20 protein-coding genes and 3 pseudogenes are annotated in these 24,411 nt (G+C 53.8%); 11 read left to right on the top strand and 12 right to left on the bottom strand.

Annotated elements, in window-relative coordinates:
- Positions 1–9 precede the first annotated feature (9 nt).
- Positions 10–864 (bottom strand): IclR family transcriptional regulator, encoded by an 855-nt coding sequence (locus tag RC74_RS07770; protein ID WP_039003778.1) that lies wholly within the window; start codon positions 862–864, stop codon positions 10–12.
- Between the two features lie 228 nt (positions 865–1,092).
- Here RC74_RS07770 and RC74_RS07765 point away from each other — a divergent pair, with 228 nt between their 5' ends.
- The 4 genes from RC74_RS07765 (at position 1,093) to RC74_RS07750 (ending at position 4,782) form a co-directional block, all read left to right on the top strand.
- Positions 1,093–2,091: a DctP family TRAP transporter solute-binding subunit gene (locus tag RC74_RS07765; RefSeq protein WP_039003776.1), complete on the top strand. Its 999-nt coding sequence runs from the start codon at positions 1,093–1,095 to the stop codon at positions 2,089–2,091.
- Between the two features lie 109 nt (positions 2,092–2,200).
- Positions 2,201–2,683, top strand: coding sequence for a TRAP transporter small permease (locus RC74_RS07760; protein WP_039003775.1), 483 nt, complete (start codon positions 2,201–2,203; stop codon positions 2,681–2,683).
- Positions 2,676–3,998 (top strand): TRAP transporter large permease, encoded by a 1,323-nt coding sequence (locus RC74_RS07755; RefSeq protein WP_039003774.1) that lies wholly within the window; start codon positions 2,676–2,678, stop codon positions 3,996–3,998. Before RC74_RS07760 ends, RC74_RS07755 begins: the two co-directional genes overlap by 8 nt.
- A gap of 31 nt (positions 3,999–4,029) precedes the next feature.
- The gene (locus RC74_RS07750) at positions 4,030–4,782 is read left to right on the top strand and encodes an SDR family NAD(P)-dependent oxidoreductase (RefSeq protein WP_039003773.1); all 753 of its coding nucleotides are present in this window, start codon (positions 4,030–4,032) and stop codon (positions 4,780–4,782) included.
- Between the two features lie 65 nt (positions 4,783–4,847).
- On the opposite strand, the pseudogene RC74_RS21680 reads toward RC74_RS07750, so the two are convergent.
- From RC74_RS21680 to RC74_RS07715, 7 genes and pseudogenes are all read right to left on the bottom strand, one after another.
- Positions 4,848–5,165 (bottom strand): annotated as a pseudogene (locus RC74_RS21680) (Na+/H+ antiporter subunit G); the annotation flags it as partial.
- Between the two features lie 8 nt (positions 5,166–5,173).
- Entirely contained in the window at positions 5,174–5,443 is a 270-nt protein-coding gene (locus RC74_RS07740) for a K+/H+ antiporter subunit F (protein ID WP_039003770.1), read from the bottom strand.
- A complete protein-coding gene (locus RC74_RS07735; RefSeq protein WP_039003769.1) occupies positions 5,440–5,937 on the bottom strand; it encodes a Na+/H+ antiporter subunit E in 498 nt (165 codons plus the stop codon). The genes RC74_RS07740 and RC74_RS07735 overlap by 4 nt, the downstream gene beginning before the upstream one ends.
- Positions 5,934–7,466, bottom strand: coding sequence for a monovalent cation/H+ antiporter subunit D (locus RC74_RS07730; protein ID WP_039003768.1), 1,533 nt, complete (start codon positions 7,464–7,466; stop codon positions 5,934–5,936). Before RC74_RS07730 ends, RC74_RS07735 begins: the two co-directional genes overlap by 4 nt.
- Positions 7,463–7,813 carry a Na+/H+ antiporter subunit C gene (locus tag RC74_RS07725; RefSeq protein WP_039003767.1) on the bottom strand — a complete coding sequence of 117 codons (351 nt, stop codon included), beginning with the start codon at positions 7,811–7,813 and terminating at the stop codon, positions 7,463–7,465. The genes RC74_RS07730 and RC74_RS07725 overlap by 4 nt, the downstream gene beginning before the upstream one ends.
- Before the next feature lies 1 nt (position 7,814).
- The gene (locus RC74_RS07720; protein ID WP_039003765.1) at positions 7,815–10,676 is read right to left on the bottom strand and encodes a monovalent cation/H+ antiporter subunit A; all 2,862 of its coding nucleotides are present in this window, start codon (positions 10,674–10,676) and stop codon (positions 7,815–7,817) included.
- A gap of 511 nt (positions 10,677–11,187) precedes the next feature.
- The gene (locus RC74_RS07715) at positions 11,188–11,376 is read right to left on the bottom strand and encodes a hypothetical protein (protein WP_039003764.1); all 189 of its coding nucleotides are present in this window, start codon (positions 11,374–11,376) and stop codon (positions 11,188–11,190) included.
- Between the two features lie 59 nt (positions 11,377–11,435).
- Between RC74_RS07715 and RC74_RS07710 the strand changes: the two are divergent.
- Positions 11,436–14,341: pseudogene (locus RC74_RS07710) on the top strand (error-prone DNA polymerase).
- On the opposite strand, the gene RC74_RS07705 reads toward RC74_RS07710, so the two are convergent.
- Entirely contained in the window at positions 14,338–14,946 is a 609-nt protein-coding gene (locus RC74_RS07705; protein ID WP_062628177.1) for a DedA family protein, read from the bottom strand. The pseudogene RC74_RS07710 and the gene RC74_RS07705 overlap by 4 nt on opposite strands.
- 16 nt (positions 14,947–14,962) lie before the next feature.
- Complete coding sequence (locus RC74_RS07700) at positions 14,963–15,313, bottom strand: hypothetical protein (protein ID WP_039003762.1); 351 nt, start codon at positions 15,311–15,313, stop codon at positions 14,963–14,965.
- A gap of 186 nt (positions 15,314–15,499) precedes the next feature.
- On the opposite strand from RC74_RS07700, the gene RC74_RS23375 reads away from it, so the two are divergent.
- The 6 genes and pseudogenes from RC74_RS23375 (at position 15,500) to RC74_RS23725 (ending at position 21,496) form a co-directional block, all read left to right on the top strand.
- Entirely contained in the window at positions 15,500–15,625 is a 126-nt protein-coding gene (locus RC74_RS23375) for a hypothetical protein (RefSeq protein ID WP_257722131.1), read from the top strand.
- 128 nt (positions 15,626–15,753) lie between these two features.
- Positions 15,754–17,328 (top strand): FkbM family methyltransferase, encoded by a 1,575-nt coding sequence (locus tag RC74_RS07695; RefSeq protein ID WP_052275031.1) that lies wholly within the window; start codon positions 15,754–15,756, stop codon positions 17,326–17,328.
- Positions 17,329–17,554: 226 nt separating this feature from the next.
- Positions 17,555–18,000 (top strand): annotated as a pseudogene (locus tag RC74_RS21675) (transposase); the annotation flags it as partial.
- A gap of 248 nt (positions 18,001–18,248) precedes the next feature.
- A complete protein-coding gene (locus RC74_RS07690) occupies positions 18,249–19,205 on the top strand; it encodes an IS30 family transposase (protein WP_417935178.1) in 957 nt (318 codons plus the stop codon).
- Between the two features lie 672 nt (positions 19,206–19,877).
- Positions 19,878–20,990 (top strand): IS30 family transposase, encoded by a 1,113-nt coding sequence (locus RC74_RS07685; RefSeq protein WP_062628175.1) that lies wholly within the window; start codon positions 19,878–19,880, stop codon positions 20,988–20,990.
- A 314-nt stretch (positions 20,991–21,304) separates the two neighbouring features.
- Positions 21,305–21,496 carry a recombinase family protein gene (locus RC74_RS23725; protein ID WP_169798721.1) on the top strand — a complete coding sequence of 64 codons (192 nt, stop codon included), beginning with the start codon at positions 21,305–21,307 and terminating at the stop codon, positions 21,494–21,496.
- Between the two features lie 78 nt (positions 21,497–21,574).
- On the opposite strand, the gene RC74_RS07680 is transcribed toward RC74_RS23725, so the two are convergent.
- A complete protein-coding gene (locus RC74_RS07680) occupies positions 21,575–23,494 on the bottom strand; it encodes a bifunctional 5-dehydro-2-deoxygluconokinase/5-dehydro-2-deoxyphosphogluconate aldolase (protein WP_038999886.1) in 1,920 nt (639 codons plus the stop codon).
- Positions 23,495–23,504: 10 nt separating this feature from the next.
- The gene (locus RC74_RS07675; RefSeq protein ID WP_082802216.1) at positions 23,505–24,356 is read right to left on the bottom strand and encodes a MurR/RpiR family transcriptional regulator; all 852 of its coding nucleotides are present in this window, start codon (positions 24,354–24,356) and stop codon (positions 23,505–23,507) included.
- Positions 24,357–24,411: the final 55 nt, after the last annotated feature.

Genomic DNA, 24,411 nt, shown 5'->3' with positions numbered 1-24,411 from the left:
AAGTGCCGACTAACCCTTGGCCGCCGCGCTGAATTGTGTGCGATGGCGTGGCAGGTCGGTGGATTTTGACAGCGCGAAGGTCTTGGCCATGCGCGCTTCTATTTTCGCGGTTTCAAGCAGCAAAGCCGCGCCCAATTCGGCCTGCCGTTCAGGCCCCATGCGACTATCGATGGCGGCAATACTAATGGCGCCGGCAACCCGACCGCCGGGCATTTTGAAGGCGGCACCCACGGCCCATGAACTGGTCAAAACCAATCCCGGATTGAGGGAGTAGCCGCGTTCGATTGCTTGATTGATCAAGGGTTTCAGCGCTTGAGGGCTACAATCAGGAAAGTTCTGAGCCAGTACATCTGTGTTGCGGGTCAGGATTTCGGCGCGTTCTTCGGCGGGAAGGGCAGCGAGGATGGCCAGCGAACCAGCCCCCACGCCTAACGGATGGCGATATCCCACTTGCAGCGCATGGGTGCGGATCGGAAATGCACCTTCTTCCTTGTGCAAGCAAACAGAAAAGGAATCGCGGCGCACAGAGAGAAAAACGGAATCTCCGCTCAGGGCGGCCAGATCCACCAAACTGTTGCGCGTCAGGTCCATCAAATCGAATCTCTGTGCCGCCAACACGCCAAGTACATACGTTTCTTCGCCGAGAAAATAATGCCGACTTGCCGTGTCTTGTTCCACCATTCGCGCCCGCATGAGGGCAAGCAGTAAGCGCCGCGCAGTTGGGCGACTTAACCCCGTGTCCTGCACGATTGTTGACAGACCAACCCCCTCAACCGCGCTGCGCCCGATTAAGGACAGCAAGGCCAAAGCCCGATCAACGCTTTGCGCGCCGATGTTTTCCACAGGGAAATTCTCGTCTGTCATCTTCCAAGCGCCCCCATGCATCCACAATGTGGACACCTCTTTTGTAGTTATTTTCTACCTGTACAGGCTCAAACATTGATTGTTGAGCAATATTGGGCATGTTTCAAGGTGAAATTTGGAAATTCAAACCGGCAATAAAATTTTCCCTTGCAACACCATCCAAAATATGGACGTTCTATTGCCGGAGACCTCCACTGGGAGGGGACTTGTTAAATAGGAGGAGACAATATGTCCAAAATGAATCTCATTTTTGTGGCTGCAATTTCGGCCGCGACCGCTTTTGGGTCTGCGGCGAAGGCTGAAACGCTACGTCTGTCGCACAATACAAGCGACACGACGTCTTGGCATCAAGGGTCCGAAAAATTCTCGGAACTGTTGAACGAAGCCACGGGCGGCGATCTGGACGTGCGCATTTTTGCGAATGCGCAATTGTCCGGTGGCGACCAAATGAAACAAGCAGAAATGGTTGGCCGCGGCGCGTTGGACTTTGTTGTCACCTCCGCCATCAACGTGACGCCCATTGTTCCTGAGATGGCCGTTTTCTCGCTGCCATATCTGTATTCTGGCTATGACGCCGTCGACGCCACGACATCCGGCGCACCCGGCGACAGGATGAAAGAGATCATGGCGGAACACGGTATCATCGTGTTGGCATGGGGCGAAAATGGCTTCCGCGAAGTTACAAACAACGTGCACCCGATCAAATCGCCAGAAGACCTCAAAGGTCTAAAAATGCGCGTTGCAGGTCCGATGTATATCGACGTGATGACCGCACTTGGGGCGAACCCACAACAAATGCAATGGGCGGAAACCTTCAGTGCGCTGCAACAGGGTGTCGTTGACGGCCAAGAAAACCCAATCGGCGCGGTGATTGTGCCCCAACGTGTGTATGAAGTTCAAAAATACATCACCCCTTGGCACTATTCCTACGACCCAATTTTCCTTGGTGTAAGCAAAGAGAAATGGGACGGCTGGGACGCGGAAACACAAGTTAAGGTTCAGGCCGCTGCGATCGAAGCGATGGATTTCCAAATCAAAGTGACCCGTGAAGGGACGGCTGCTGGTCTGGATAAGCTGCGCGCAGAAGGCATGGAGGTTTACGAACCTACTGCTGATGAGTTGCAAGCGTTCCGCGACGCCACAAAAGAGCCCTTTGATAAATGGTCCGCTAAGGTTGGCCCTGAACTGGTGGAACTTTTTCAGACTTCCATTAACGGCTCAAATTAATTAAATGAAAAAACAACGCGTCCTACGATAAGTGGGGCGCGTTTTCCGCCTGCGGTGCAGATGCTTGTGCATCGATGTCAGGTATGATCTTCATGCCAAAGGTGGCCCCATGAAAAACCTGATACTTAAAATTGCCGACCGACTGGAAGAATATGTTTGCAGTCTGATTTTTCTGGTGATGACATTTATCGGTTTTGCCAATGTGTTGGTGCGCTATCTTTCCAACTATTCTTTTGCAGCGACGCAAGAAATCCTGTTGAACGGGTTTTTGCTGCTGACCGTTTTTGGCGCAGCAATTGCGGCGCGGCGCGGCCAACACCTCGCTGTGACACTGTTCGCGGATATGCTGCCCGCCGCCTTACAGCCTTTCGTGCGCTGGTTTTCTGTCTTTCTGGGCGTTCTGCTACTGGTGTTGTCGGCGTGGTATTGTGGCGAGATGGTGATGAACCAACGCGCCAGTGGAATCGTTTCGGCAGGGCTTCAGGTTCCGTCGTGGTATTATTCTCTGGCCCTCCCTTTGGGGTTCCTGATGATCGCCGTGCGGCTGGTGCAAGGCGCAATTATTGAGCAAAAGGAGCGGGCCTATGTTTGATTTCGATACTGGCACTCGGATGCTCATCCTTTTTGGGATCCTCTTGGTCATCCGCGTTCCCGTGGCGTTTTCGCTGGGTCTTTCGTCCCTGTTTGCCATGTGGCAGATGGGTTTTGGGCTGGATTTAGTCGGCGATTTACTGGCCAGTGGCATCACCAAATTCTCGCTTCTGGCCATCCCGTTCTTTATTCTCGCGGGTATCCTGATGGGGACTGCGGGCATGGCTGATCGGATGATCCGGTTTTTCCGTGTGCTGATGGGCAGCCTTCCTGGTGGCATGGGCCTTGTTGGCGTGGTTGTTAGTTTGTTTTGGGGTGCGGTTTCCGGTTCAGGCCCCGCGTCGGTGGCGGCGATTGGCCCGATGGTCATTCGTGGCATGGAAGAAGATGGCTATCCCAAGGCGTTTGCCGCGGCGATGGTCTGTACGGGCGCAGCCCTGTCCATTGTGATCCCGCCCTCTATCGGCTTGGTGATTTACGGCGTGATTGCCGAGGTTTCCATCGGCGATCTGTTTATCGCCGCGATCTTACCCGGTGTCGTTATGGGCGCCTTGATGTTGGCAGCCCTGCCTTTTGTCAGGGTACAGCGGGCCGCGAACAAATCCTCTAAACTCGCGGAATTGGCACCGATGCCCTACGGCGAGTTCGCTTTTCCCAAACGCGTCTGGCTGAGTTTTCGGGACGCAATCTGGGGGTTGATGACTCCCGTTGTTATCCTTGGCGGGATTTACACGGGTATTTTCACGCCCACAGAGGCGGCCGTTGTTGCCGTCGTTTATGCGCTGTTTGTCGGGTTCTTTGTTTATCGCAGCCTGACGATTTCCACCCTGTTTGATGCCCTGACCGATGCCGCCGCTTCCTCGGCGGTTGTGATGTTGGTTGTGACCTTCGCCAGCCTGTTTGGCTGGGTTGTCACCGTGGATGATGTGGTCGGCCGCTATTCGGAAGGCCTGCTTGCCCTGAGCGATTCTCAGTGGACGATTATGCTGGTGATGGCGGTGATCCTGCTGATTGCAGGCATGTTTATGGACGCGGTAACCATCATGTTTATCTCGCTACCAATCTTCCTGCCTGTGGTACGGGCGCTTGAATGGGATCCCGTCTGGTTCGGCGTGTTCCTCATGATTAATCTCGCTATTGGCCTGTTTACGCCGCCCGTTGGGATCAACCTGTTTGTGGCGGCGAATGTGGCCAAACTCTCGCTGGAGAAGATTGCGGTTGCGGCGGTGCCATTCCTTATCACCAGCACCCTCGGCCTTGCCATCATCGCGCTTTGGCCTGAGTTGACGACCTACCTGTTGGTGTGGATGAAGTAGTTTAAGTTTTCTAAGATCGGGAGTGAGGAACATGACACAGAAAGTAGCCCTTGTGACGGGCGCGGCGCGCGGGATCGGGCTGGCGACGAGTAAACTTTTGATCGAGCAGGGTTGGAAAGTCGCGATGATTGACCGTGACGCGAGCGAATTGGCTATCGCGGCCGAGCCGTTAGAACAGGGTTTTCCGTTTGAATACGATGTCTCTCTCCCCGACGACGTGGATAAAATGGCCGAGGCCGTAATTTCCACTTTTGGACGCATTGATGCGGTTGTGAATAACGCAGGCGTTGCCGATTTCCGCCCCCTCGCCGAGACCACATTTGCCGATTGGCGGCGCATCATGGAAACCAATCTGGATGGGTTGTTTCTGGTGTCACAAGCGACGATTCCGGCGCTGAAGAAAACCAAAGGAGCGTTGGTGAATATCGCGTCGATAAGCGGCTTGCGCGCCTCGACCCTCAGGGTGGCCTATGGCACGTCCAAAGCGGCGGTGATCCATTTGACCAAACAGCAGGCTGCGGAACTGGGCGAATTCGGCGTCCGCGCGAATTGTGTCTGCCCCGGGCCCGTGCGCACCAAATTGGCAATGGCGGTCCATACGCCCGAAATTATCGCAGCTTACCACGATGCTATTCCGCTCAATCGGTACGGTACGGAGTCTGAACTGGCCGATCTGATTACGTATTTATGCTCGGAACGGGCCAGCTATGTGACGGGGCAAGTGATTGCAGCCGATGGTGGTTTTGAAAGCACAGGCGTCGGCCTTCCCGCTCTGCGCGGATGACCCGAAACGGCATCACCCCCCTTCTGGGGTGATGACCTCTGGTAAGGACGACCAGCTTTTATCCCCCCCGGATCGGGCAATTCATCAGATTTCATATTCCGGTGAATATGCGCCTTGGCGATGAAATGCGCGGTGATCGGGGCCGTAAGGAACAAAAACAACGTGATCAGCAACTCATGCAACGAGAGATGCCCTTCGATCAAAACCGAATGCAAGATAGACGCCAGAAGCACGCCGCCAACACCCAATGTTGTGGCCTTGGTGGGCGCATGAAGGCGCGACATTGGATCGGGCAATTTGACCAGACCAATCGAGCCAACAAGGCCAAAGACGCCGCTCACAATCAGAAAGAACGTGATTAGGATTTCGTAAAATAAGTCCATCATGCCCTCTACTCGATAATGTTTCCGCGCAACATAAAGCGCGTATAGGCGACCGTCGAAACGAAACCCAACATGGAAATAATGAGCGCGCTTTCAAAGACCATCTCGGTTTTGAACTTCATCCCGAAAAGAACAATCAGCGCGATGACATTGATGACCATCGTATCGAGGGCAAGCACACGATCTCCAACCCCCGGCGCACGTATAATCCGCCATAAGTTCAACAAAAGCGCTGCTCCAAAGCAGCCAAAAGCAAAGTTGATTGCAATCCCAATCATTCGAAAATCTCCTTTAGGCGACGCTCGTACCGCATTTTGATTTCATCACAGACGGCCTGTGGGTCGGGGGCATTCAGGCAATGCACCAAAATTGCATGGCCTTCGTCGGAAATATCGCTTGAAACGGTGCCAGGCGTAAGGGTGATTGTTCCCGCCAAAACGGTAATTGCCTCGGGTGTGCGCAGGTCCAACGGAACGGTGACCCATGCCGGTTTTAAGTCCGCATTGCGGCGAAACAGAATGAGGTTCGCTACAACGAAATTGGCGACGACGATATCCCACAGAACAATAAAAAAGTACTCGATGATTTTAAGCGGGTGTCTGACACGCGGCATATTTGGCCAATAGGGGCTGGTGATAAAGGGAATGAGCACCCCAAGAAACGCGCCAAACAGCAGCGAGTTGATGGAATAGGCATTCACCAGCAGCAGCCAAACGACCGTTAAAAGGACGGTGAGCACAGGGTGTGGGAATAATTTGCGCAGGAGTTTCATTTCGCAGTCTCCCCGAGTACGGCGTCAATATAGGCGGATGTATCAAACAATTGCTCCGCCGTCGCATTGGCATATTCTATCGCCTGTTCCGCGAAAATCGTGAGCGCGACAAGGCCAAAGAGCAGGGCAAAAATTGGCACAAAAACCATTACGGTGCCCTGTGTTTGGAGCGGTGCGACTTGCACTTCTTCCAGATCGAGGTCCTCCATAGGGTCGGTGGTTTTCCAGAAGATCAAGCTGCCCGCACGCGCAAAGCCGATGATGGCGACCAGCGAGAAAATAAGGATCACGCTCCAGATCAGGGTTTGGTGTGGTGTCCCAGTTGAGGCCTGAAGAACCATCAGCTTACCTAAGAACCCCGAAAGCGGTGGCATCCCAGCCAAAGCAATGGCTGCCACAAAAAAGAGCGCCGAGATCAAACCGTTCTGTGCCATGCGGGGGGCGGGTTTGATTTCTTTTCCCCGTCGTTCAATGATCAGATCAGACACTAGGAAGATCATCGCGGTCGCCAGCGTAGAGTGCACAATATAGTAAATTGCGGCCCCTGTGGCGAGTGGCGTAAAGAGCGCAATCGCGATCAGCAACGTGCCCATAGAGCCGATGGCGGCAAAGACTGCGAGTTTAGAAATGTCGCGCGAACCGAGAATACCAACCATGCCTACCGCGAGGGTTAGCAGCGCCGCTGGCAACAGCCATTGCCCAACCAATCCAGCACTAAGGGCGAGCTCTGGTCCAAACACCAGCGTGTACATGCGCAAGATTGAATAGGCGCCAACCTTGGTCATAATGGCGAACAAGGCGGCCACAGGCGCAGGCGCATTTGCATAGCTTCCGGGAAGCCAAAAATGCAACGGCAGCACGGCGGCCTTGATGCAGAACACAAGCAACAACAGGACTGCACCGACACGAATAAGGGCAGTGTCGTCGGCGGGGAGTTCGGCAATGCGCACCGCCAGGTCGGCCATATTGAGCGTACCAGTGACGGCATAAATTGTCCCGAGCGCAAACAGAAAGAGGGTCGATCCGAGAAGGTTGTAAACGACGTACTGCATGCCCGCACGAAGGCGGTCAGCGCCCCCGCCATGAATCATAAGGCCGTAGGAGGCAATGAGCAGCACTTCAAAGAACACGAAGAGGTTGAAGGCATCACCCGTAAGGAATGCGCCGCAAACCCCCATGAGTTGGAACTGAAAAAGCGGGTGAAAATGCTCGCCGCGTTTATCCCAATCCGTGCTGATAACATAGAGGTTCACGCAGAGGCCAAGGACGGATGTGAGCAAAACCATCAGGGCCGACAAGCGGTCGAGCACGAGAACAATGCCAAAGGGCGCGGGCCAATCGCCTAATTCATAAACCTGAATTTCGCCGCCAGACGCTTGGTGGGTGAGGACCAGCGAAATGCAAACCAGCGCAATCGATCCTGCCATCGAGAAAATGCGTTGCAGGTCGAGATGATGCCGGATCACCATCAGAATGAACGGTGCGAGAACCGCAGGTAGAACGACGGGGGCTATGATCAAATTGCTCACGCGCTGTCTCCTTCGTCGGTGGTCTCGGTCATATCAATTTTGTCCGTTTCCGACGTCAAATAAGCGCTGAGGGCGATCATCACGACCAAGGCTGTCATCCCGAAAGAAATAACAATCGCCGTCAAAACGAGGGCTTGCGGGAGGGGGTCAGTATAGATGCCTTCGCCATATTTATCCAAAATAGCAGGAAGGTTTTGCACAAGGCGTCCCGTTGAAAAGAGGAAAATATTCACCGCATAGGACAGAAGAGAAAGCCCCAGAATAACGGGGAATGTGCGTTGGCGCAGGATCAAATAGACACCACAGGATGTGAGGACAGCAACGGCGCTAGAGACAAGAAATTCCATTTTATGCCTCCTCTCCATTTGGCTGAATATAATCACGGTCCGGGTTAATATTCATAGGATCATCACTTTCAATACCCGGTTGCCATGCGAAGCGCGCGAAACTTTCCAAGGCCAACATAATCGCCCCGAAAACGGCGAGGAAAACGCCCAAGTCAAAGAACATCGCGGTGGCCAGTTCGAATTCCTCAAGGCCCGGAATATGAACATATGCGAAGGCACTCGTTAGGAACGGCAGCCCGTTAAACCAAGCGCCCATACCCGTGACCGCTGCGACCAGAACCCCACAGCCAATGACGGCATGATAGGGGAATTTCTGCCGTGCGGCGGCCCAAGAAAAGCCTGACGCCATATATTGCATCACAAAGGCAATCGCGACGACAAGCCCCGCAATGAACCCGCCGCCAGGCATGTTGTGACCCCGCAGGAAGATGTACACGCCAACCATCAAAGCAATCGGCATCATCACACGCGTTGCGACAACCATCATCATCGGGTGGACGTCTTTTGAGAGCGGCTTGTCTGGTGTCCGGTTCAAAAGTTTGGCCCGCACATTGGACGCCAAGACAGATTCCGTGAGGGCGAAAATAACGACGGCGGCGATTCCCAAAACGATGATTTCGCCAAAGGTATCAAAGCCACGGAAATCGACGAGAATAACATTGACGACATTCGTGCCGCCTCCGCCCGAATAGGAGTTTTCGAGATGGAATTCCGAGATCGAAGGCTGTGCAAAACTGCTGAGCAAAATAGCGTAGACTAGTCCACCAACGCCCAAGCCCGCTACAACCGAGATAATAATATCGCGTGCGCGGCGCCCAGATGTACTCTCGATGGGGGAGGTTTTGGGCATAAAGTTGAGCGAAAGCAGCAACAGAATGATCGTGACCACTTCGACAGAAATCTGCGTGAGCGCGAGGTCCGGAGCTGAATAATAGTTAAACAGAAGCGAAACCATTAGCCCCGTCATACCGATAATCACAAGAGAAAGAAGGCGGTTGCGATGGAAAATAACGACGCAAAGCGCGGAAACGACCATGCAAATCCAGCCAATGGCCCCAAGAAATTCAACATCGCTTGCGGCGTTCAACGGCACCGAATGTGTGCCTGAAACATAGGCATACAAAGCAAGAGACATGGTGAAAATCAGGAAAATAGCGGAGTAACGACTCAAAGCGCCATCATGCAGAATGGCTGTGAATGACCGGCTGGCGCGCTCTAGGGCACCCAACAGGCGATCAAAAATAACCTTGGCTTCTGGGCGCGGCATAGCATTCCAAATTCTGTCCAAAAACCCGTAAGACCAGAGTAAAAACAACCCGCCAATCGAAGCAACGCCCGACATGTAAAGCGCAGGCGTGAAGCCATGCCAGATTTTTAGGGAGTAATAAGGCAGCTCTGTGCCCCCAATTACTGCGCGCGCCGAAACCGCAACAATCGGCCCCACGATCGCCGACGAGAAAAGCCCGATTGCAACAACGAGAAAAACCAGAATACCCGGTGAAATCAACAAACCGGAAGGAGGATCATGTGGCGCGGCGGGGTAGTCATTGCGGACAGGTCCAAGAAACACATGTGCAATCAAGCGGAAGGAATATGCCGCGGAAAACAGCGCGCCCAAAACGACCACTGCAGGCAGCAAATACGGATAGCTCGCCCAAACTGTATGTGCGGCTTCTTCGAGCATCATTTCCTTAGAAAGGAAGCCATTGAGAGGCGGCAAACCAGCCATGGACAGGCTTGCCAGCGTCACCAGAATGAAAGTGATAGGCATCAATGTGCGCAACCCGCCAAGACGTTTGATGTCGCGGGTATGGGTTTCGTGATCGATAATACCCGCCGACATAAAGAGGGCGGCCTTGAAAGTTGCGTGATTGATGATGTGAAAAACGGCCGTGACAGCGGCGATTTTGGTGCCAAATCCAAGCAACATGGTGATGAGGCCAAGGTGACTCACGGTTGAAAACGCAAGGAGCGATTTGAGGTCATCTTTGAACAAAGCTATGACCGCGCCCAGAACCATCGTGATCAGGCCCGTGGTTGCGACGATGTAAAACCATTCTTCTGTGCCCGCCAAAACCGGCCAGAGCCGTGCCATCAAGAAAATACCCGCCTTCACCATAGTTGCCGAGTGCAGATAGGCAGACACGGGTGTGGGCGCGGCCATCGCATGGGGCAACCAAAAGTGGAATGGGAATTGGGCGGATTTCGTGAACGCCCCGATGAGAATAAGGATCAGCGCAGGTAAATAGAGCGGCGAAGCTTGGATCAGGTCTTTTTGCGTCAAAATGACGCTCAGGTCATAGCTGCCAACAATATTGCCAAGAATAAGCAGTCCCGCAATCATCGAAAGCCCGCCCATCCCCGTCACAGTCAAGGCCATGCGCGCGCCTTGTCGCCCTGCGGGTAGATGTTTCCAATAGCCAATCAAAAGGAAGGACGACAGCGACGTGAGTTCCCAAAAAACCAGCAATAGCAGTATGTTGTCAGACAAAACGATGCCAACCATCGCGCCTTGAAACAACAGCAAATACGCGTAAAACTGACCCATCGGATCGTCGCGCGACAGATAAAACCTTGCGTAAAGAATGATGAGCAGGCCGATGCCAAGGATCAGGCCAGCAAACAAAAGACCCAGCCCGTCGAGGAAAAAATTTGCGTTCAATCCAATCGATGGGGCCCAATCAAGGCGTGCGGTTACGACTTCGCCGCGCATAACTTTTGGGGCGTTCCACAGGAGGCCGATCAATGCCAGAAGGGTTGTCCCGCCTGCAGACCAAGCCGCCGCATTTCGGCCAGCACGAATAAGGAGGGGTGGGAATATTGCGCCCAAAAACGGTAGTAGGGCGATAAACATCAATGACACTATGTTGCCTCCGTCGAAATGCCTCTGCGAAGCAAATTATTTATAGCTGGCTTGCGTCGTCGTATATGAGCAAGGTAATCAATTGAAAACAAGGGTGACTTAACCGTATATCCCACAAAACGCTATGCGCGATCTCTAAAGTGCGACACTTTTCTGATATAGGGCGGCTTATGGTATCACATTTCCCCCAACATCTTTTGGCTTAGGCCAACGTCCAGCCCTCCGATTGGAGTTTTCGGGGTCCTGTAACCTTGACTAGAGATAGAAGAGGAATTGCAACGTGCCCACAATGTCAGCGACGGCACCTCGATGGTTTCGCTTTCAGAGAAGAAATTAGAAAAATGAATTGGACCAAACTATAGAACTGACATTTATAATGTTATGGCAAGTCTTCGGAAATTAACGCTATATTTATGGTCAAACTTTGCCATTCAATTTCCCGTGGCCAAAGGGGCTTCTGTTTAAGCGCCCATAACATTGTACGTAAAAGCGGCATTGAGCATGAATGCCCTCAATCGGCCGAGGCTTTGCGGCTTAAGATGGCAATTTCAACAGGCCGACAGCTGCCAACCGGCTTTCCGATGGCGGTTGCATTGCTGAAATCAATATCGACCAAATCAACAAATGCGTCCACGGCACGAACCAGACTATCTTCGCCCACAAAGTCCTCAAGATGATTAGCAGTTGTATGCGTTTCCACAAAGCCTCGGCAGTTTAGACTCCAAGTAAGAACAAAACGTGAATATACTGCGAATCGCCATGGTCGCAGAACTCAATATAACCTCCAACTTCACCTTTCTCACAGGGGCTTCGCACCCTGAGGAATACGTGCGCCGTGCCGCGTATTTGGGTATCCCTGCCCTTGCCATAACGGACGAAAATTCCGTCGCGGGCATCGTGCGCGCCCATGTGGAATGCCGCGAAGTGGCCCGTCACGTCGAATTACGCCGCAATTTTGACGCTGTCCATGGCCTCATCGGGCCACCGCGCCCCACGCAGATTCCCGCGCCTCCATCCGCCGATATCTACACCATCCCGCGCCTATTACCTTCCGCCTTGATTGTGCTTCAGGAGGGGGTCAACGTCACGGTTCTACCGCGGGATCGCGCGGCATGGGGGGCCTTTCGCGCCTATTATCTCTCGGACGATTGCGAGCACAAAAGGGCACCTGTGTGCTGCGGTTTGAAGACCTTATGGCGTGGGGCGCGGGCTGTGAAATGCTCCTACACCCTGTGCGCCAACCGCTCACGCCCTTTCGCGGCGCGCATAATTGGCAGCCCCTCGCGCACCGACTGACGCGCCGCTTCCCCGGCCAAGTGTCGCTGCTCGCCTCTCCGAAATACGACGGCCAAGACCACGCGCGGTTCCATCATCTCGCCCACCTCGCCCAAGACCTCGCCATCCCCATGGTCGCTTCCGCCAGCCCGATGATGCACCACGGAAAGCGCCGCCGTCTCGCCGATGTCCTCTCGGCTGTTCGGCTCGGGGTGCGTGTCGAAAATCTTGGCCACGCTGCTCTGCGCAATGCCGAGCAGCGGTTGCGTGCCCCCGTCGAAATGGACCACCTCTTTCGCGACCACCCAGAGGCGCTCCTTAACGCCGAAGCCGTGGCCACCCGCTGCACCTTTTCGCTTGATGAGTTGCGCTATGAATATCCCAGTGAACTCACACAGGGAGAAACGCCCCGCCAACGTCTCGCGCGGCTCGCTTATGAGGGGCTCAAATGGCGCTATCCCGGCGGTGCCCCCCAACGGGTGCACGACCTTTTGGAGCACGAGCTGACCCTGATCTCCAAGCTCAAATACGAACCCTATTTCCTCACCGTGCGCGACATTGTGCATTTTGCACGCGAGCGCAATATCCTCTGTCAGGGGCGCGGCTCGGCGGCCAATTCCGTTGTTTGTTTTTGCCTCGGCGTCACCTCAGTTTCCCCTGAAATCGGCACCATGGTGTTTGAACGCTTTGTTTCCGAGGCCCGCGACGAGCCCCCCGACATCGACGTTGATTTTGAGCATGAGCGCCGCGAAGAAGTCATCCAACATATCTATGAGCGTTATGGTCGTCACCGCGCGGGCCTTTGCGCGACCGTCATCCATTATCGCGGCAAGCGCGCCATCCGTGAGGTCGGCAAAGTCATGGGGCTTTCTGAAGATACGATCAGCGCTCTCTCCAGCCAGATGTGGGGCTGGGGCGGTGGTGGTTTGCGCGCGGAGCGTCTGCGCGAAATCGGCCTCGACATCAAGGATCGCCATCTCGCCCAGACCCTCGATCTTTGCGATCAAATTCAGGGGTTCCCCCGCCACCTGTCGCAACATGTGGGCGGGTTTATTATCACCGAAGGACGGCTGGACGAGCTTGTTCCGATTGAGAACGCCTCGATGGAGGACCGCACCGTCATTTGTTGGGACAAGGACGATATCGATGCCCTCGGCATTCTCAAGGTCGACGTGCTTAGCCTTGGGATGCTGACCTGTATTCGCAAAGCATTTGATTTGATGGGGCAGCACCACGGGTTGGATTTCAACCTCGCGACCCTCCCCGCCGAAGATCCCGCCGTGTACGATATGCTGTGCAAAGCCGACAGTATTGGCGTGTTTCAGGTCGAGAGTCGCGCCCAGATGAACTTCCTGCCGCGCATGCGACCGCGCAATTTTTATGACCTTGTGATTGAGGTGGCGATCATCCGCCCCGGCCCCATTCAGGGCGACATGGTGCATCCGTTTATTCGGCGTCGCAATGGCGAGGAGGCCGTGAGTTTTCCGTCGGACGCGCTGGGGGATGTGCTTGGGAAAACCCTCGGCGTGCCTCTGTTTCAAGAGCAAGCGATGCAAATTTCGATCATCGGTGCGGGCTTCACCCCCGATGAAGCAGACCGTCTGCGCCGTGCCCTCGCGACCTTCAAAAAGCTCGGGAACATCAGCAATTTTCGTACGCGGTTCCTTAAGGGCATGGAGAAAAACGGTTATGATACCGAATTTTCCGAACGGTGTTTCTCGCAAATCGAAGGCTTCGGCAGCTATGGGTTCCCCGAAAGCCACGCCGCGAGTTTTGCCCTGTTGGTCTATGCTTCGGCTTGGATCAAATGCCACCACCCCGGTATTTTTGCCTGCGCCCTGCTCAACTCCCAGCCCATGGGGTTTTATGCCCCTGCGCAAATTGTCCGCGACGCCCGCGCCCATAATGTGGCCGTGCTCCCCGTCTGTATCAACGCCAGTTTTTGGGACAATGTGATGGAACCAGACGGGCGCGGCGGCCTTGCGTTGCGGCTGGGGTTTCGCCAGATCAAATCCATGCGCGAAGAGGAAGCCAGTTGGATCACCGCCGCGCGGGGCAACGGCTATTTGGATGTCGACGACTTGTGGCGACGGGCGGGCACGCCGCCGCGCCTGATCCAAATCCTCGCAGAAGCCGACGCCTTTGCCTCCCTCGGCCTCAATCGCCGCGAGGCCCTGTGGCAAGCCAAAGCCGTCAAGGGCGATGCCCCTTTGCCCCTATTCGCGGGGGATTTGGATGGCGAAGGCATTGTCGAACCTGCTGTGCATCTGCGCAAAATGAGCGAAGGCGAAGAGGTGGTTGAGGATTACGTCTCCATGCGCCTGACGCTGCGGGCGCATCCAATGGCGCTCATTCGTCCTCGCCTAACCCCACCACAAAGTGCGCGCTAAACGCCCTCGCGGGCCTTAACCTCGCGCGTGTGTTTGGGCGATTTTGGATGTGCTCTGTAAAGGGCAACCCCGAGGGTGATCGTGACAGCAAGCCCCGTCACAACCCCAATTGTATTCCCCAAAAAGCTCGCCACTTCTTCAATATGTGCTGCGAAAAAAAACCCAAGGCCCACGTAAAGCGTCACCCAAACAATCTCGCCCAGCGCCGCCCAAATCGTAAACCTAAGCCACGGCATTTCCACGATACCGCCCGCAAAATTCACATAGGGGCCAAGAGGACTCAAAAGCCAACGACTCAAGAAAACACCCGGTCCGCCCCAATTCTCGGTAAAGCTCCGCGCCTTGGAAAAGGCCTCCGCTCGTTTTGGGTGCGGTTGGATTTTGGACTGAAGCCACTCTCGCCCGCGCTTGCCAACGGCATACCCCGCCTGATCGCCAACGACCGCCCCCCATAGGCCGCGAAAGCAACCGTTGTGATGGAAAAATCTCCGGATGCGGCAAAGGCACCGCCCGAAAGCATCATCAAAGAGGAGGGCACCGGCATCGCGAGGCAGCTTAAAAACGTCGTGACAAAAACGATTAAAATACCGTAACTCAAAACCCATTGGAAGACGAGATCGGTCATGGATGGGACGCGCGGAACTTGGTGGCGGCATCTTCGACCGCAGCTTCCAGGTCCTTAATATCAACACCCGTATGCTCAGAAATTCGGCGTAGCGTCGTGGAGCGTTTCAGTTCCCCCTCTTTGATCCCAAGTGCATCAAGAACTTCTTCACGCGGCAGGTCAAACGACATGGAAATATAGCGGGGAGTCATCCACATTTCTAAGGGACGGTCCTGATGCATCGGGTCGGCCCAATACACCATGCCAACAATAATGCGGAACAGGAAAACCGTTGTCAGCGCAAGGGCCATGACGAACGCGAGGCTCAAAACACGATGTTCGCGCCAAAGATAAGACAATCGACGCACAGCGTCTCCCTTGTTGAGCCAATCAACATTTACGGCAGTGTTTCAGTTTTTTTAGGGAGGGTAAAGCCACGAACGCATCACTATGGCGTCAACCTCCCCCTTCACATCGCAACCGATATAGGCAACCATGAAAGGATATTTCAAGATTTTCACCACGTACTTGGTGCCCATGAATCGAGCCGTCGCATGACAAACCTTGCGCATAAAATTCGCGGCCTCGAGAGCGCAACACAAGGCGAAGCGCGCGCGGAAACGATCTCCCTCTATGCCCCGATTGATGGCCGAATATTACAAGTCATCCAGAAACCCTAAACGACGGTTCCTGCTGGGATACCCATATTTGAAATCGGCGACGTCCAAAGCGACCTAGAGGTGGTTGTAGAACTAATCTCAACAGAAGCGGCCCGCGTCACATAGGGCGACTGCGTCCTCAACGAAGATTGGGACTTTCCGGTGCCAAGGTTGGGAGCGCCGCACGGATTGAGCCCTATGGTTTCATTAAGTTTTTGGCCCTTGGCGTCGAGGAGCACCGCGTGCTCGCGATCATTGGCTTTGATGACGACCGAAACGCCAGCGGAAGTTTGGGCCACGGCCACCGAGTCGAAGTGCGTATCATCGTGTGGGGGCAGAAAGACGGTTTTAGTTCCCCTAAATTAATAGACCTCGCCATTCGCATAGATAGAATGAATTTTCGTGCACTGGCCACCAAACGAAACCCACATTCCTCCGTCGACAGGCTTTTGGCGGCGGCCCGCCTTGCCGGTTCCGTTTCAAGAGAGGATAGCAAGCTCGTCCTCACATTCGTTTCGCTGACGCCAGGTCAATTACTGCTGGATTTGTTCGCAATTTTGGCGAACAAAGGCAAACATGGAGGAACTTTCGTTGAAGTGGGCGTGGGCAATGGCCGCCGCATCTCGAATACATTTGTCCTTGAGAAAGAGTTGGACTGGACCGGAATATTGGTTGAGCCCAACATCTCTTCACATGCCAGTATCTGCGCGTTGAGAAGTAGTTTTCTCGAAACGCGCGCTGCCGCGTCAAAATCCGGCCTGAAGTTGCAGTTTGAAGAAGTTATGGACGATGGCGAATTTTCCCGCCTGTCAGGTGCCAATGGCCATACCGTGGACGCCAGTCGTATTAAGCGATATGAAGTTGAAACTATTACGCTTAACGACATTTTCGCCGCTTCAGACATGCCTGCTCGCATTGATTTCTTAAGTCGCGACACTGAAGGCAGTGAGTTCGATATTTTGGCAGGACTAGATCTGGATCGTTACACTTTTAGAGCAATGGCAATCAAACACAACCACAACCACAACCTAACTGCCCTTGCAGACCTGCGACGTATACTTTTACCAAAAGGCTACAAACAAGTGTTGGAACATTTATCTGGGGTGCTAAGTGGAACTTGGCGGCAGTCATTTCGACACTCCGTACCTATATGGGTTGATGAGCATCCGAGTATTGGATCGTTTTCCCAAATTGGCACCCCCGTGTGCATCATGGGAATTCCAGTGAACTTTAATAGTTTTGAGGATATTTTAGGGGAGCTTCGAGAAAACGTTATCGAACGCTTGGGATGCCTGACAGCCCTCCCACATATTGCCGAAGACTTTGCATATGTCCATGTTCGCCTTGGAGACTATGTCTCCAGCCCTGAAGTGGCCTGTAAGATGGCATCCTTAAACTCGAACTATTATGCTGAGGGCATGCGAACCTACGAACAAAAGCACGGGAAAGCGAAATGGATACTCTGCTCAAATGAACCCGAAAATGCTCTAGAGTTAATGCCAAAGAACATGGATGTCGAAATTAGCCAAGGTCGCTCGGAGATTGACGATTTGTTACTAATGGCGAGGAGCCAGGGTGGGGTAATCGCAAACTCGACCTTTTCTCTCTGGGGTGGCCTCCTCTCGGAGACAAATGGTGGATCGATTGTGGCACCAAAAACTTGGGAAAAAACGAACCCCTCTCCGCCAATGCCTAACACTTGGAATATTATTGAGAATATGTGAACTTCTGATCGGTCTTGGCTCCGAAGCCGTCATGCGCTGCTTTTCAAAGAGAACCGATGCCATAACCGTCGAACGTCAGCAGGTTTTAGTTTGGAGAGACGTTCCGAATACTGAAGCAAAACTTAGGGTAATCCCCCCGAAATTAAGGGGATGCAAAAATAGAATTTTCTCGCCAAGATATCTGAGGAGATTTTTGATGAAGATGACGAGATAATGCGAACCCCAAATTCTTGCGATCCTATACCAAGCCGAAAGCGGTCTGCCGGTTACGGAGCTGTGCCGCGAACATGGCATGAGTAAAGCATCGTTCTACAAATGACGGGCGAAGTATGGCGGGATGCCCTCTCAGTGATGCAGGGCATCACCCGCCGGGTATGAGACGGGCTATCGTTACAGCCCTCTCTTGATCAATGAGAACGAAAAAATTGCCGATTTTCTGGTTGGACTGACGGTCGCATGGAAGACTTGGGCGGGTGGGTTATGTTTTCTGCATCTACCTAACGTGCAGGGCGATCCATGGAACCACAAAGGGTGTATCGGATTTACTGCGAACTGGAACTGAACTTGCGGATCAAACCTCGGAAACGGTTAAAGCGGGACAAACCCAATGTGCTGGCAGTGCCGCGCGCACCGAACGTGACCAGGTCGATGGACTTCATGGCGGATCGCCTCGGCCCTTCTCATGTATGTAAACATGCACCGCCGCGCAATGGATGGTCGAGCGTTTTGGCTCTTGAACGTGCTGGGTTATTTAAACCGCCGATAGCAGGCGCGCGCTACTTCCAACTGCGACTCTTGTTAGAAAACAGTATGTTATCTGACCGGAGGAATCGGTATGGGAACGACTTATACACAGCTTAGTATCACAGAACGCCGCAGAATTCCTTCTCATTGATTGCTTTGCAACCAACTGCCAGGCAGTGGAACGTTGGAAGTACGCTAAAGTCCCTGTCGATGAGATGGCACGCGTGTTGAAGCGCTGCCGTTCGACAATTTACAGAGAGTTGAGGCGTAATTATTTCTCAGATGAAAGTTTACCTAAGTACGCTGGCTACTACGGCTCTGCGGCGCAATTAAAGACTGCGGATCGGCGTGCAAGACAACGTAAGCAGATCAAACATCCTAGCTTATGCGACAGCGTAATTCGACAACTTAAGAACGGTTGGACACCGGAGCAAATTGGCAACCGGATGATCCTTGAGAAAGCACCTCTAAGGGTTTGCCAGGAAACGATTTACCGCTACATCTATTCCAAAGCCGGCCTGACCAAAGAATTGTGGTGGTATCTGCCGACGCATCGCATGTCGCGAAAATCACGCCGTGCGCGCAAACGCCAGCCACCTAAGTTCCATCGCGATGTCAGTATCTTGTTCAGGCCGGAGGATGTTGCTCACCGACGTCAGTTTGGCCACTGGGAGGCAGATTTAATGTTCTTCAAACAAACGCTTGGACAGACAAATGTCACAACTCTAGTTGAATGCGTGAGCCGCTTCACACTGATCTTAAAGAACCCAAATAGGCGCACTAAGCCGGTCATGGGCAAAATCATGAAGGCAATCAAAGATTTGCCCCATGTCGGGCGCAGATCTATTACTTTTGATCGCGGCACTGAGCTTGTTTCCTGGCCACATCTGCAAGCTGAGATTGGCCCGCAGACCTGGTTCTGTGACCCCTCTTCACCGTGGCAGAAAGGCACGGTGGAGAACACCAATCGAAGGGCGAGACGTTGGTTGCCCCGCAAAAGAGACATTAGAAGAATGACGGATCACGACATCAAAGAAATCAGTGACCGCCTGAACAGCACTCCCCGCAAATGCCTCGGCTGGAAGACACCAGCTGAAGTCTTCCGTGAAAAGATGTTGGAAGAAATGCGATGAGCGCCCTACCCTAAGGCCTAACAAGAGTCGCACTTCAAGCATCGCTCACAGTATGGATTTGCGTTTTTCCATTTGTAGCGACGTATGTTCTGGTTACCATTCCTGCCTCATACTCAAATTAGGTTGCATCACGCTTTATGGCCGCGAACTCAAAACTCCTGAAGGGCCGGTGCTTAGACAACATTGCGAATTCGCAACGGCAGAGAGGCTTGATCACCCGCCGTACCGATGCGTTCAATCATTCAGGAATGTGTTGATCAAAGACAGTGCTATAAGGAATAGCTACGCGACTCTAATGCTCACCTCACTGGGCAAAAGGGTATTGGAGTGGCCCAGAGGGATACCAGAAAGGTCCAAATGAAGGCTTTGGATTGAGAATGCGCGCGCAGGGCAGAGTGAATTTTCTATTCTGTACAAACGGGCGCTCGTTTTTGAACGGCTGACTTGAGTGCCTCAAGCGTTCGTGATTCAGTCAAAGAACCTGCTCACCGAATTGCCGAGTGGTGGTTCAATGTGCCAATTGCTGCGAATGACCATTTTCCACGCGCCCTGTCGGTCAGAGCCAAGCTTGGCCGGTCATTTATCACGCTTTTAGCAAACGGCCGCTATCTGCGGTGGCCTCAACTGGTCGACGCAACACTTTAATCTTTAGGAAGAGATGGAGTGTTTGCCATGAAATATCGTCGTAGGATTTATTATTCAACTGAACCGCGTGCTGAGATTTGGGATCGGTGGCAGCGAGGCGAGTCGATGAGGTCGATTGGGCGCGTTTTTGATCGCCAATCATCCTCAGTCTTTTCCGTGATCTCACCAACGGGTGGGATACGCCCACCAGATCGCAGACGCGGGCACGTTGCATTGAGCCTTTCTGAGCGCGAGGAAATATCCCGCGGGCTGAGCACCGAGCAGTCCTTGCGTGCGATTGCGCATCAGTTGCGACGTGCGCCCTCGACGATCAGCCGAGAGGTGCGGCGCAATGGTGGCCTTGCAGGTTATCGTGCAATCGCGTCTGATCAAGCGGCGTGGGATCGCGCGCGGCGTCCCAAGATTTGCAAGCTGGCTTGTCACCCGAAGTTGGCCTGCGCAGTATCAGCAAAGCTGCGGCGCAAGTGGTCTCCCGAGCAGGTTGCGGGCTGGCTCAAACGCGCTTTCCCAGGAGAGGCACACAAACAGGTGTCACACGAAACGATCTACAGAAGCCTTTATATACAGGCGCGAGGCGTCCTTAAAAAGGAACTCCTGGAGCATCTGCGCGCAAGACGGACTGTCAGGCGCTCCAAACACGCCAGCCAGAAGCGCAACGGGAATGGCCAGATTAAGAATGCTGTATCTATCAGCGAAAGGCCTGCGTCCGTCGAAGATCGGGCCGTTCCGGGCCACTGGGAAGGCGACTTGATTGGCGGATCCAAGAACAGCTATATCGCAACCCTCGTTGAGCGGCATTCACGGTACGTGATGCTGGTTAAAGTCGCCAACAAAGACACCGAGAGTGTCGTCACGGCGCTGATCAAGTCGGCTCAGAAGCTGCCCCGTGAGCTTTACAAATCTCTGACATGGGATCGCGGAAAAGAGCTGGCAGATCATCCGCGCTTTACGCTGGCCACGGATGTTGATGTCTACTTTTGCGACCCACAGTCGCCTTGGCAACGCGGATCAAACGAAAACACCAACCGGCTTTTGAGGCAGTATTTGCCGCGCGGTACCGACTTATCGGTCCATTCCCAAGCAAAGCTCAGTGCAATCGCAAGGCAACTCAACGAACGCCCTCGCAAGACCTTGCAATAACAAACGCCAGCAGAGAAGTTCGCAGAGTGTGTTGCGTCGACCGGTTGAGATCGCCGCCTTTTCCAACTCAGGAATGCTTCCATTGTAGAGAAAATTTGCTTCCCTCATATACTATCCAAGAGCCATTACCGCAAAAAACACCTTGTCGACGGCGCTTCGTGCGCGGGTCAGCCTAGATACATCACACCAATCGAAGCAGGGGAGGCACTATGAGCAGCCTGTTCCTCAAAGATCTTGAGCAAAAGACCCACAGGGGTCTGTAGGGTCGTATTCGCAAGGGTAAATCCGCTGGCAGCGTCACCTATGGCTTCGACGTGCTACGCACCATTTTAACCGACGGAACCGTCACCACAGGGGAGCGGACAATCAATAAAGAACAAGCCGCCATCGTGCGACGCATCTTTGAGGAGCTCGGGGCCGGTCATAGCGCACGCGCAATATGCGGTCGTCTCACTGACGACGCTATCGAAGGGCCACGTCACATTCTGGCGAACAGAAACACGTGAACCAGCAGGATGGTAGAGTTTCCGGTTGGAGCGTTAATGGTTGGCGCCCAACGGACCAGCGCCAACCATACACACAGGTTAGGCTGCGGCCTGCACGCGAACACGCTGCCAGCAATCGATGAGTTTTTCAAAACGTACCTTCATCATCTCCTGTGCTTTTGAATCGTCGATTTCACCCGCAAGCCACGCAAGTGCAGCCTCACCAAAAATCGTGCGCCCAACTGCAAAACCGCGTACATAGGGGCTGCGCCCTGCCCGTGTAATACTTTGCTCTAGCGCATCAAACGACGCATCGAGCCCCAAAAGAAGAACCCCACGGCACCACCGGTCGTTGCTTTCGATCACGTCACCGACGGCGCCCCATCCGGCATCAGTTTGATCTGTTAGTTTCCACCAATCTGGTCGAATGCCCTCATCGTAAATTTGCTGCATAGCCTGCGCTGTCGCAGTCTCTCCCGCTTTGCCGCTTTGCGTGGCGATTATCTCGATCAGGTATTCATGGCGGCTTAAGCGCGCAGCCGAGGCCAGGCGCAACAATTGGTCCAACTGCTCGCGACGCAACCCTTCGGGATCGTCGGGATTGTAGAACACGAGGCATTTAACGACATGATCAGCCGGCCAAGACGCCACTTCAGCCCCTAGGGATGCAGCACCTTCAAAACGGAGCGGTAGAGAACCGGGCAATTCCACGGGTCGTCCAATCCAAAGCCCCTCTTTTTCAGCCCTAAACAGCGCTTGTCGGCCGTAGTTACTATCAAGAAGAGTGCCGAGCATCATGTCCGGACGCCGTGCGCTGAGCATAGTTTCGAGAGCAAGGTCTTTGAACGCCGCAATCCGCGCAGGATCGGCGCCCACGTCCTTTGCCATTGCTTCGAGTTGCATACGGTGATCGATGGCAAAGGCGCAAATATTGTCCCATTTGCCACGCCGGTTTGTGGCCCAGTGGACATGCTCAAGATCGGCATCTTCGCGTAGACGCGGATTTACGACACCGCGTGCGAGGAAAAACTCGAGTTCTTCCCAGCTTGGATACGCGGGCGCACAGCCATGGCGCGACACGGCAAGCGCCCCGCAAGCATTGGCGATTTGACAACATTTCTCGAGAGGAAGGTCCCGCACATACCCGCGCAGGAAACCCGCCATAAATCCATCGCCCGCGCCCAGAACGTTAAAGACTTCAACAGGGAAACCTTGCGAAGATATGCCGTCCTCCAAGTTTTCGGGAATGTCGCCGTCAAACACGAGGCAGCCTTTGGGGCCAGTTTTGAGCACGATCATCGCCTTAGAAACCTTACGGATATTCATCAGGGCTTCGCGCGTGTCGGTCGAGCCACCTGCAATATGCACTTCTTCATCGGTGCCCACGATCACATCACAATCTGGTAGAATGCGTAACACGCGCTCGGTCACGGCGGCGTTGGCCACGAAACGGACATCCCCTTGGCCCGCGCCCAGCAAACCCCAGAGGTTAGGCCGGAAGTCGATGTCAAAAACGATTTTACGCCCCGCCTCCTTGGCGATCTTCATTGCTTTGAAACTTGCCGCTTCCAGATGAGGCTTTGAGAAATGCGTGCCCGTTACCACAATGGCCTTAGCCGAACGGATGAAGTCTGGATCTATATCGTCTTCAGAAAGGGCCGCGTCGGCGCAATCGGTACGCACAAATAGCAGCGGAAAATTGCGATCATCCTCAATGCCAAGAAAGGCCATCGCAGTGAGTCGTTCGGGATCGGTAGCGAGACCTTTGGTTTCTACACCTTCAGCTTCAAGCGTTTCGCGCACAAAGCGGCCAATTTGATCATCGCCAACGCGGCTCAACAGCGCGGTTTTGAGCCCGAGACGGGACCCGCCAACCGCTATATTAGTGGGGCAACCGCCGATATACTTGGAAAAGCTGCGGGCATCTTCCATACGGCAACCAATCTGATCAGAATAGAGATCAGCGCAGGTGCGACCGATGGTAATGATATCATAAATTGGTGCGGGCTGACTGGCCATGTGTATTTCCTCAGTCTTCTGTGGAGAGTTGTTTAGAGCAAAGTGTTCCAGCGCGGATCGCAAGAATAAGTGCAAGTGAAATGGTCGCGTTAAGGGAGCGAAACCCGTCAACGCTGGCTTCGGATATTTGGAACCAGCAGTCGGCGTTGATGTAGGGCGCCCGCGCCTGATCAGTTATCGCGATGGTGCGCGCCCCGATTGCGCGAGCACGATTAAAGGCCTCTTCTGTCTCTTCGGCCCCAGGCGAAAACGAGATGGCAACCACCGTGTCCTCGGGTCCCACCATGGCCATTTGCTGCGTAAGCGTGCCCCCGATTCCATCAAGGAGATTAGCGGGCACATCAAGGCGGGCGAGATTGTAAGTTAAGTATGTGGCGGCGGTAAACGTGCGCTTTTGCGCCAGCACATGCACAATCCGCGCTTCGGCTAACAAAAGAGCCGCCGCTTCAATTTTCTCGACTGAAGTGGTGCGCTGCATTTCGCGCAGCGAGGCGATTCCGGCCTCGACAAAACGCTCGGTCATCTCCGCGGTGTCCCGCGCTGCGCCACTCTTTTCCAGATTTCTAATTCTATCTTGATAAGGTGTGGAGCTTGCTTGTAGTTCATCGCGGAAAACCGCCTGCATTTCCGAAAACCCCGAATACCCAAAATGTTTAGCAAACCGGATAATAGCGGAGGGTGCGACACCGATCTCTTCGCCCAAAGTCGCAGCCGTTCCCAAAGCGAAGCCAGAAGGATCACCTAGCGTGAAATCTGCAATGAGCTTGAGCCTATTGCTCAATGCTCCATAGGACTCAGCTATCTGCCCCCTGAGAGCTTCAAAGTTATTCGGCGGTACGATTTTTATCTGTCCTTCCTCCACTTACTCACATCTCCCATTTTTACATTTAGTTTTTTAGAATTAATATTCCAACTTG

This window comes from Falsihalocynthiibacter arcticus, from assembly GCF_000812665.2.
Taxonomy (GTDB): domain Bacteria; phylum Pseudomonadota; class Alphaproteobacteria; order Rhodobacterales; family Rhodobacteraceae; genus Falsihalocynthiibacter; species Falsihalocynthiibacter arcticus.
The sequence above is the reverse complement of the archived record's forward strand: the minus strand, read 5'-3'. Positions and strand labels throughout refer to the sequence as shown.

Bases quoted from the DNA above. Each gene is read 5' to 3' on its own strand.
- RC74_RS07770 (WP_039003778.1), bottom strand. From the start codon at position 864: ATGACAGACGAGAATTTCCCTGTGGAAAACATCGGCGCGCAAAGCGTT.
- RC74_RS07765 (WP_039003776.1), top strand. From the start codon at position 1,093: ATGTCCAAAATGAATCTCATTTTTGTGGCTGCAATTTCGGCCGCGACC.
- RC74_RS07760 (WP_039003775.1), top strand. From the start codon at position 2,201: ATGAAAAACCTGATACTTAAAATTGCCGACCGACTGGAAGAATATGTT.
- RC74_RS07755 (WP_039003774.1), top strand. From the start codon at position 2,676: ATGTTTGATTTCGATACTGGCACTCGGATGCTCATCCTTTTTGGGATC.
- RC74_RS07750 (WP_039003773.1), top strand. From the start codon at position 4,030: ATGACACAGAAAGTAGCCCTTGTGACGGGCGCGGCGCGCGGGATCGGG.
- RC74_RS07740 (WP_039003770.1), bottom strand. From the start codon at position 5,443: ATGATTGGGATTGCAATCAACTTTGCTTTTGGCTGCTTTGGAGCAGCG.
- RC74_RS07735 (WP_039003769.1), bottom strand. From the start codon at position 5,937: ATGAAACTCCTGCGCAAATTATTCCCACACCCTGTGCTCACCGTCCTT.
- RC74_RS07725 (WP_039003767.1), bottom strand. From the start codon at position 7,813: ATGGAATTTCTTGTCTCTAGCGCCGTTGCTGTCCTCACATCCTGTGGT.
- RC74_RS07705 (WP_062628177.1), bottom strand. From the start codon at position 14,946: ATGGGTTTTGAGTTACGGTATTTTAATCGTTTTTGTCACGACGTTTTT.
- RC74_RS23375 (WP_257722131.1), top strand. From the start codon at position 15,500: ATGACAAACCTTGCGCATAAAATTCGCGGCCTCGAGAGCGCAACACAA.
- RC74_RS07685 (WP_062628175.1), top strand. From the start codon at position 19,878: ATGAAATATCGTCGTAGGATTTATTATTCAACTGAACCGCGTGCTGAG.
- RC74_RS07680 (WP_038999886.1), bottom strand. From the start codon at position 23,494: ATGGCCAGTCAGCCCGCACCAATTTATGATATCATTACCATCGGTCGC.